Raw genomic sequence first — 6086 nt, forward strand, 5'->3', positions numbered from 1 at the left:
GCCTATCCCATTTTTGCAAGCATTCTCTGTATTTCTTCTGTCTCTTGCTCCGTATGATGATGGTAATCTTTCTTTTGTTTTCGCTTCAATTTTTCATCCCGCTTCCGCTCCCAAAACCATTCCGGCACTACCTCCTCGTTCATCTGCCTAGCACCATACGAACTCAATGCCTTTCGAGACATATTTCTGTCCCGAAACCGCACTTCCTCTCCCCTTGCCTCGCCCACACCACAAATCCCCTTCTTCCTCCAATTCTCCAAAATAGCCCTCACATATCCCCAGCTCGTCTTCCCACGATCCAACGCCCGTTTCATTGCATTCAAAACCAGCTGCTCACCGGAATGATTTACCCAATGAAGGAGTTCATTCCTTACATAAGGAGCAGCAACGTCAAAATTATCCTGAAAAAATGCGATCGCGTTTTCTGCTGCAATTGTATTGTCTTGTTTCTTATTCTTTTCTTTTCGTTTAATTAATGCGCCCGCATCCCGGTCTGCAAGGTGGTCCATACCCTCGTCCTCAACCTGGTTAGTTAACCGGCCAGCTCCCACCTTGTCTCCTACTCCATCCGACAAATTTTCGGAAGTAACAAGCCCTTGCTCCTCCTCACTCAACCTCACCATCCGATAAACCGGCGCCTGATTCCTGCTCCGTGATTGAAAATCAATATATCCCTTCTCCTTCAGCTCCGTCCTGGCCCTCTTAAAGGAACTATCCTTCAATCCCGACTTCATCCGAATAACCGGGGCAGCCACCGTAAAAGTTTTAACCCACCTTGCTTTATTATTAATGTGCATTAATGTATGCCATAATGTGACCGCGGAAGCTGACAGTGGATTTCTTTCCATATGATCGTAAAATGCATTAATTTCTTTGATATAATTCATTCTTTTCATCCCTTCTTATTGAGTAAGCGCGTTTCCGTACAATCGACAAAAATTCGGGGAGCGACAAATCTTTACGGTGGGGCGAGCATTTAGCACAGCCCAAGGCACTCCCCACTCCCCTACAATTCCAGTAATTGCGTGACCGCGGAAAAAGTTGGCTCAGCGCGCAGCTTCCTCCTTGCTTCTCTCCCCCAGCTTTTTACCGCATCGACCGATACACCTTTTAAAGCTGCGATTTCCTTCAGCGGCATCCCAACAATGATGTAGTAATACACCCAGTTCCACTGATTTTCTGTAAGCGCTGCCTTTACTTCTTCCCATATCTTTGTATCCTTCAACTCGATACCTGAACTATCGAACACCGGCATTTTTCTGAGACCGGACCGGTTGCCGCGATCCATACGAAGCTTTTCATTGTCTATAAACATTTGGTCTTTATACTGATCTCTTGCTTTCTTGCGTAGCATATCGATTAATTGATTGCGGATGCTGTAGTTGAAATATGTAGAAAGCGGTCCTTTATCAGGCTCGTATTTCTTGTAGGCCATCCACATAGCATACAGCCCTTCCAGATAAAACTCACGATGGGTATCATAAATACCCAAGCGTTGCATATGGAAGTAGATTCTTTTCTCATTCTGCTTAAAAACCTCCTCAAAGCTCATTCCCTCATCCTGATTCATCTCCATTTCCCCTCCCTTTTCATAGATTCACTGTTCGACATAATATGACAAAAACCGGGAAGTGACACCTCTTTTCGATGGGACGAGCATTTTAGCGCAGTCCCAGGTACTTCGACGAGGTGCTTCGACGGGCACTTCGGCGGACACCGCGACGCACCCTCCCACTCCGCAACTACACACCCCACATAATAATGCGCTCCGGAGAAATATTCCTACATACTATTTTCATTTAGCCCGCCGCTAACTTACCTGTTTCCACACCTAAAATTGAAAAACCACTCATTTTTCTTGGCAAAATTCCATTTTCATACCACCTTTTGAAGTTAGCGCACTTTCCATTTACATAAGCAAAACCCTTCTATTTACAAATCTACTAAAATATTTTTCACTTATTTTACATTTAATGGAAATATACCGTCTACAGACTGTGTACGCTGTCCTCGTTGCCTTAGATAATGTAGAAAAGGATGGGTAACGATGGACGAGAGAAAGAGAATGAGGAACAGAGACAAAAAAATATTTCAACTAGCCGTCGGGAGAGTCATACGTAAAAGAAGAACTTTCAAGGGGCATACCATGGAAAAACTGGCCTGGGATATTGGCATCGATGCAAAACACCTCAATGATATCGAACTCGGACATAAGGAAGTAGGCTCTTACATACTGGCTCTGCTCCAAATAGAATTAAACTTCAGCTCAGTTGAATACTTGCAAGAGTTCAAACAAATGAAAGCAGAATGGGAAGAAGAAGATTGAAGGCAGTCCACTTCATCGCTATTCAGCATTTGACACACACCTCACACAAATCTATCAGCTTCATCCCGCTTCCACACCAATCCTCACTCCACCTCTTTCGTTTCGTCATATCACTGTCCAACAAAGGAGACAAAGACAAATGATACGAGAAACTTACCAAATCACTGAACAAACCATCGCTCTTTGCCCCGCGAAAGAAATGGATCATGACACGATCGTACTGGAACAAGCAGCGACATACCGGGTGCGAAAAACACCGATGCAGCTGATCAAGGAGGCATGCATAGCCAACTGGTCCACCTATGAAGGAAAACGTCAGGCGGTCATCCACCATACGAAATTCAGAAAAAAAGTTCCTATTCCCATCAACTTAGAAAAGAACATCTTCACATTCCCAACCCACGCCACCTCGGATTTTGATTGCCACTGGATCTTTTTCCATCATATTGCACACATTCACAAACAACAGAATCAAACAGTGATCACTTTTAAAAATAACAAACAGCTGCCACTGCCATTGTCCCATTACATATTCAAAAAGCAGTATGAGCGAACACTGTCCTGCATGATTGAAGTGAAGGGGATTTATCGTTAAACAGCCAGCAGCACCAATATCACCACTTCCAAGGAAAGGGAAAGCTCTACCGTCTTTTCTTATTTACAACTGTTACTGCCCGAGAAACCCTTGGAAAAAAACACATACAAATAATTTTCCGGATCAATATGAAAAAGTAATGCACCGGAGGAAGAGATGATCTTCCTTCCCGGTGCAGTAGACCTTCTTGTATGCCGGTCACTGTGTTAACCGGCAGGCAGTACGCCTATATTTCGGTTACCCACAGATCCTTCCTATACCGTTTACACCACAGCATACCACTTCAAAATATACACCCCAGAAGCTTATGAACCTCTATTGCATCTCGACCCGACAGGAGGTGAAAAAATGGCTTTAGTCATCCTATTATGTTTATTTATTGCCGGTCTCGTGTTCATTTGGAAATATCGAAAAGAAACAAAGCTTTGGAAAAAGATCCTTATTACCTTTTCAGCTTTCATTATATTTCTCATCACAGCCGTAAACCTCTCCCCTGCAGCTGAAACAACACAGAAATTATCAGACGCGGAAACAGAGAATGAGGAATTATTAGCGGAAATTGCCGACCTGGAAACTGCGAATGCGGATCTGTTATCCCAATTGGAAGAGGCTGAACAGAAGGACGGCGAAGTAGCAGAAGCTTATGAATCGATAACAGAAGAGTATGATGTTCTCGAAGAATCATATAGCGAATTAGTGGAAGAAAACAAACAATTAACAGACAATTATGAAGATCTTGTGGTAGAATTAGAACAAGCAGAAAATCAAGTGGCATCTTCTACTACCACGTCAAGCGACAGTGGGACAAGCGCTTCAAGCAGTGATGATAATTCCACCACTTCGGAAAGCGACGCTGGCAATGACACTTCATCAAATAGCAGCACGGAAGTCAGTGCTTCCAGCGACGATGACAGCAATGAAACCGAGGATGCAGCTTGCGATATTAAAGGCAGTGAAAGTGGAATATATCATGTGCCGGGGAGCACCTATTATGACCGGACAACCAATGTCGTCCAGTGGTTCTGTTCCACGGATGAAGCCGTGAATGCCGGTTATAGAGCACCCAAGAATTAGCGTCAAGCAATCATAAAAAAATAAAGGGGATATGCGATGAGTTCGGAAAAGAAAGTGCGTTTTGCCGATGGTACGCTGGATCACATGGAAGTGGAAACAAGCATTTTTTCACCAGAACACCCGGAACTAGGAGTTGCCGTACTCTCGGAGGAACATGACGGGATGTTTATTGCACGGCTATTGGAATTGGCGCAGGATGAAGAATCCTTCTACCCCATTCAGGACTTGGCTGCATTCAAGTTCGATACAAAGAGAGAAATGAAAGATTTCATCAAACGGCTGCCTGAGATGAGTGGATTGGAGATGCTTTTGTTGTTGAATCCGTTTCATCCGGTGGGGGAGCAACAGTAGAAGTTTTAAGACCAGAATGACAATAATAACTCAAGACATACTTACAGGGGGCTTGTTGCCCCCAATCTTTCCTGTTAGCTGGATGGTATTTAATCAAAGAATGGGGAAAAACACCATTCACTGAAAAAATCTGACCCTTCACGGCGAAATTACCAATCCTTTATATTAGCAAATCACCCATTAGCAAAAACTGAAAAATAATTACCCAATATCACTGATAATTCCCTGCCGTTCCATCTCAATTAAACTTATGATTTCCATTAATTCATGAGCTGCATCATCCACCGTATATACTTCGTCCTCCATCAAATTACAGGAAACCTTGATGAGCTTCCTTTCCATTTCCACCAGAGCCAATTTCCTGTATAACTTGTTCACTAATAACTCTTTTTGTGCGGTTTGTGTGGTCATAGGATCACTCCTTTCTGTTATTGTCTTAGCCTGTTCGAGTAGAATTTTTCTTGGCATTTTAGTGGTATTTTTGTTTCTGCCCAAAATATATCACAAACTAAATTGTTTTTTACAAAAACACACAAATCGTGTGGATAAAATCTTTGATTATTTTTTAATCGGTAAATATACTCTAACTGTGTTTGGTTCTTTGCATACATTTCATCATCGATCAAGTGGGAGATCGACTGAACTAGCTTGCCTTTCATATCGGATTTCATTTAAGAATTGCTTCCTTACTGCTGCTTCCCTTTCCATTTAACCACTTCCTTTCAATATAAAATGTATTCCATATTTATAAGCATACAATATAATATAGCGATAATTGTACGTTTATAGGTACGATGTTAACGTGTTAAACATCATTTGATATTATCATTTGATATTATCATTTGATATTATCATTTGATATTAATGAAGAGACTTTTAACTAAAATGGTAAAATGTGAGATAATAAGAGTAGCCTATATTTTTAAATTTTTGATATTGGTAACTAAAAAGGGGGATACCATGGCTGAGAAGAATTATTCAAATATAGCACAGTTATGTTTGCATTGCGGTAATGAAACTATTCTAGAAATAAAAAGTGTAGTTAAAGATGAAGAGTATGAAATTGATGCTGATGATTATGGTCGGGAATTTTTAGTAGCCACATTTTATACAACATATACGTTGTATAAGTGTCCAGTATGTAATAAAGTTACTTTAAAATCATTAGAAGCTAGTGATATAGAAATCGGCCCAGATGGAAAACCTTACGATTATAAAAATACTTTATACCCAGTTCAAACTGGTGAATTGTCTTCTTTTCCATCCGAAATAAGAAGTGCCTATGAGTCAGCTTTAAAAACTAGGAATATTGATAGTGTTATATGTGCTATTGGCTTAAGAAGAACCTTAGAAATTCTATGTTATGATCAAGGTGAAAAAGAAGGATCACTGCAGCAAAAGTTGAATAGATTATCTGAAAGAGGTGTAATTCCAAAAGTATTAGATGAAGCTTCACATTTAATAAGAACTATAGGTAACTCTGCCGCACATGACGTTGACGTGAATTTTGATACTCAAATAATAAATGACATGATTAGATTCACAAGAATAATTTTAGATTATGTTTATGTTATACCTAAAGAAATAATAAGAATACAATCTCATTTTGATAATAAGGTTCTCACCCAAAAAGGTCAAAAATCCCACCAACTAGACTGAACAATTCGTTATAATAGGTATAGAATAACTTGTTGGAGGTTATCCCATGTTCAGACCAGGCAAAAAAGATATTCAAAAATC

8 protein-coding genes are annotated in these 6086 nt (G+C 40.6%); 5 read left to right on the forward strand and 3 right to left on the reverse strand.

Features of this window, described 5'->3' with window-relative positions; genetic code table 11:
- Positions 1-2 precede the first annotated feature (2 nt).
- Entirely contained in the window at positions 3-887 is an 885-nt protein-coding gene (locus ACDX78_RS21880) for a DnaD domain-containing protein (protein ID WP_486030783.1), read from the reverse strand.
- A 119-nt stretch (positions 888-1006) separates the two neighbouring features.
- Complete coding sequence (locus ACDX78_RS21885) at positions 1007-1570, reverse strand: sigma-70 family RNA polymerase sigma factor (protein ID WP_486030785.1); 564 nt, start codon at positions 1568-1570, stop codon at positions 1007-1009.
- A 477-nt stretch (positions 1571-2047) separates the two neighbouring features.
- On the opposite strand from ACDX78_RS21885, the gene ACDX78_RS21890 reads away from it, so the two are divergent.
- From ACDX78_RS21890 to ACDX78_RS21905, 4 genes are all read left to right on the forward strand, one after another.
- On the forward strand, positions 2048-2326 hold the full coding sequence (locus tag ACDX78_RS21890) for a hypothetical protein (protein ID WP_486030787.1): 279 nt from the start codon (positions 2048-2050) through the stop codon (positions 2324-2326).
- 139 nt (positions 2327-2465) lie between these two features.
- The gene (locus ACDX78_RS21895) at positions 2466-2921 is read left to right on the forward strand and encodes a competence protein ComK (protein WP_486030788.1); all 456 of its coding nucleotides are present in this window, start codon (positions 2466-2468) and stop codon (positions 2919-2921) included.
- 348 nt (positions 2922-3269) lie between these two features.
- Positions 3270-3995: a sunset domain-containing protein gene (locus ACDX78_RS21900; protein WP_486030790.1), complete on the forward strand. Its 726-nt coding sequence runs from the start codon at positions 3270-3272 to the stop codon at positions 3993-3995.
- Between the two features lie 36 nt (positions 3996-4031).
- On the forward strand, positions 4032-4346 hold the full coding sequence (locus ACDX78_RS21905) for a hypothetical protein (RefSeq protein ID WP_486030792.1): 315 nt from the start codon (positions 4032-4034) through the stop codon (positions 4344-4346).
- 201 nt (positions 4347-4547) lie between these two features.
- On the opposite strand, the gene ACDX78_RS21910 is transcribed toward ACDX78_RS21905, so the two are convergent.
- Complete coding sequence (locus tag ACDX78_RS21910; RefSeq protein ID WP_486030793.1) at positions 4548-4757, reverse strand: hypothetical protein; 210 nt, start codon at positions 4755-4757, stop codon at positions 4548-4550.
- Positions 4758-5306: 549 nt separating this feature from the next.
- Between ACDX78_RS21910 and ACDX78_RS21915 the strand changes: the two genes are divergently transcribed.
- Positions 5307-6005 (forward strand): DUF4145 domain-containing protein, encoded by a 699-nt coding sequence (locus ACDX78_RS21915; RefSeq protein WP_486030794.1) that lies wholly within the window; start codon positions 5307-5309, stop codon positions 6003-6005.
- Positions 6006-6086: the final 81 nt, after the last annotated feature.

This window comes from Virgibacillus oceani, assembly GCF_041521345.1.
GTDB classification, from domain to species: domain Bacteria; phylum Bacillota; class Bacilli; order Bacillales; family Amphibacillaceae; genus Virgibacillus_N; species Virgibacillus_N oceani_A.